Raw genomic sequence first — 2593 nt, 5'->3', positions numbered from 1 at the left:
TGGTTAATAATTATTCTATTCACCAAAAATTATCAGGGGTATATCAATACATCATCTATATTTAGAGGGGTTCATAAAGTATTAAACTTGATATGAAAAATATATATCCAGGAAATCGTGTGATATTTCTCAAAAGTACCCAGATGGGAAAAAATCTAATGGTACGCTATCTACTTCCAAGTATACTCAGTGTTTTTGTACTTGGAAGTCCTACTGAAGCTGCTACCCTAGAATCTTGGCAGTTTCAAGCAAATCAGAATCGACTATCTTTTACTACTGAAGGAGGTGTTCAGCCAAAAGCACAATTAATAACTAACCCAACTCGCTTAGTTATAGATTTGCCTGGCACAACTTTAGGTGGTATAAGAACTTCTCAAGTTGTCGGTGGGGCAATAAAAGCAGTTAGAGTAGGACAATTTAATTCTCAAACAGCTAGGATTGTAGTAGAATTAAATAATGGGTATACTCTTGACCCAAAACAGGTGCAATTTAGGGGCATATCTCCTAGCGAATGGACTGTGCAAATACCCACACCTCAAAAGATTGCCTCTACTTCAGATATTAACCTTAAACCCCAGTCTCCATCCCCACCACCTCAAAGTTCTCAGTCTCCATCCCCACCACCTCAAAGTTCCCAGTCTCCATCCCCACCACCTCAAAGTCCTCAGTCTCCACCCCCACTACCTCAAAATTCGCCTTTAGCTCCTCGCAGAATAGAGAGACCGAGTAATCAAAATATACTAAGACCAAGAAACCCTGCTCCTGTTAATCAAGTTGCTACCACTGGTACGCCAACTCTTGTAGAAGATGTCCAAGTAAAGCAAGATGGAGTAGTTCTACAAACGAGCGGTAAACTACCAGAAATAGAACTCAAGCAGAGTGTTGACCGTACTTGGATGACCATTGATATTCTGAATGCTACTCTCACAGCAAAAGATGTCAAGTCAAATCAAAGATTTAATAAATCTGGATTAACAATTACTCAACTTACTCAGCTTTCAACAACACCTGCAGTAGTTCGCTTGACAGTTAGTCTTCCAGATACTAAAACTCAATGGCAAGCTCGTGCTTATGCAGGTGGAGTAGCGATATGGCCTCAAGGAGAAACACCACCAACAATTAATCAAGCTACTGGTTTTGCAGTTGTTAAGTCAGTAGAGTTGAAAAATGGTACTGACTTAGTAATTACAGGAGATAGATCTCTAAACTATACGAGTGGTTGGGATTCCGAAGAGGATGCTTATGGAATTACTATATATAATGCTAAGGTAGATGACCGATTAAAGTTACCTGGCCGACGGGTGGGTAGTCCTTTACTTTGGGCAAAGATACGTCAAGAAGATCCAGAAACAGTTACTATTCTGGTTAAGCCTGCTACTAATATTAAAATTGCTCAGGTAACTCAGCTTTCCCCACAAAAGTTATCTTTACCTATGGGTTGGGGTAATATTGGTACTACTCCTCCTGGTTGGCAGTCAGCTCCTAGACAGCAATCTTCTGGTTCCAGACCCTCACTATTCCCACGAGGTAACAATTCATTACCTCAAAATTCATCTCCTCAGAATAGATTACCTCAAAATTCTCAAGGAAATTTACGTCCGAGACGGTGGCCTTTCCCCTGGCCTCGTCGTAACGATCGCCCTTCTAATCCTAATAATAGTAATCGTCGTTTTCCTTTACCAAATAGATTACCCCAGCGTGATGGACGGTTAATGATAGTTATAGACCCTGGGCACGGAGGACCTACAGATATAGGTGGAGTTGGTTTTGGTCTGCGAGAGAAGGATATTGTGTTGCCTATGTCATTGGAGGTAGCTCAAATCCTGGAGCAGAATAATATACAAGTGGTGATGACTCGTAAGACAGACAGGGATTTAGATTTACCACCACGGGCAGAATTGGCCAATCGGGTAAATGCCGATTTGTTTGTGAGTATTCATGCTAATGCTATTAGTATGAGTCGCCCTGATGTTAATGGTTTAGAGACTTTTTATTATCAAAGTGGTCAGGCTTTAGCGCAGTATATTCAGAATAGTATGTTGGAAAGTTTCCCCACAATGAATAATCGTGGTGTGAAGCGCGCTCGTTTTTATGTGCTAAGGAAGACTAAGATGCCTGCTGTATTGGTAGAGGTGGGTTTTGTCACTGGTAATTATGATTCTAGGATTCTTGCAGACCCTGGCCAACGTAGTCGTATGGCGCAGGCGATCGCTCGTGGGATACTTAGATATGTTCAAGCTTATTCTCGTTAATTAGGGAGTAGGGAGTAGGAAATAGGAAGTAGGAAGTAGGAAGTAGGGACGTTCGATGGAATGTCCCTACAAGATTTTGATTATCACCTGATGTTCTCTATTCATCCAAAAGTATTGCTCTATGTAGCTTTTGGTTAGCTTGTTACCCCTGAGTTATTTAGACTAATTTCTGATATGATTGGTCAAAAGGTGACAAGAAAAAGGCTGTTGCTATTGAGGCCACTAAAAAACTAACAGGTATTAATGCTTGGCATTTAGGATATCAAGCACAACTTAATCAGAGAAGGCTTTCAAAATAGCCCAAGGAATAACTTATATGAGCTAGACCATTTTTGTACTTA

The 2593-nt window shown here is 40.7% G+C and carries 1 protein-coding gene; it reads left to right on the top strand.

Translation table 11 applies throughout. From position 1 onward, the window contains the following. Positions 1–92: 92 nt before the first annotated feature. A complete protein-coding gene (locus tag F6K13_RS27825) occupies positions 93–2252 on the top strand; it encodes an N-acetylmuramoyl-L-alanine amidase (protein ID WP_287289107.1) in 2160 nt (719 codons plus the stop codon). Positions 2253–2593: the final 341 nt, after the last annotated feature.

Source organism: Okeania sp. SIO2B9, assembly GCF_010672505.1.
Taxonomy (GTDB): Bacteria; Cyanobacteriota; Cyanobacteriia; order Cyanobacteriales; family Microcoleaceae; genus Okeania; species Okeania hirsuta.
Note: the sequence above shows the minus strand (reverse complement) of the source record. Positions and strands in the feature narration are given on the sequence as shown.

What these genes read in the sequence shown, in the direction of transcription:
- F6K13_RS27825 (WP_287289107.1), top strand. Translation starts at nt 93, where the DNA reads ATGAAAAATATATATCCAGGAAATCGTGTGATATTTCTCAAAAGTACC.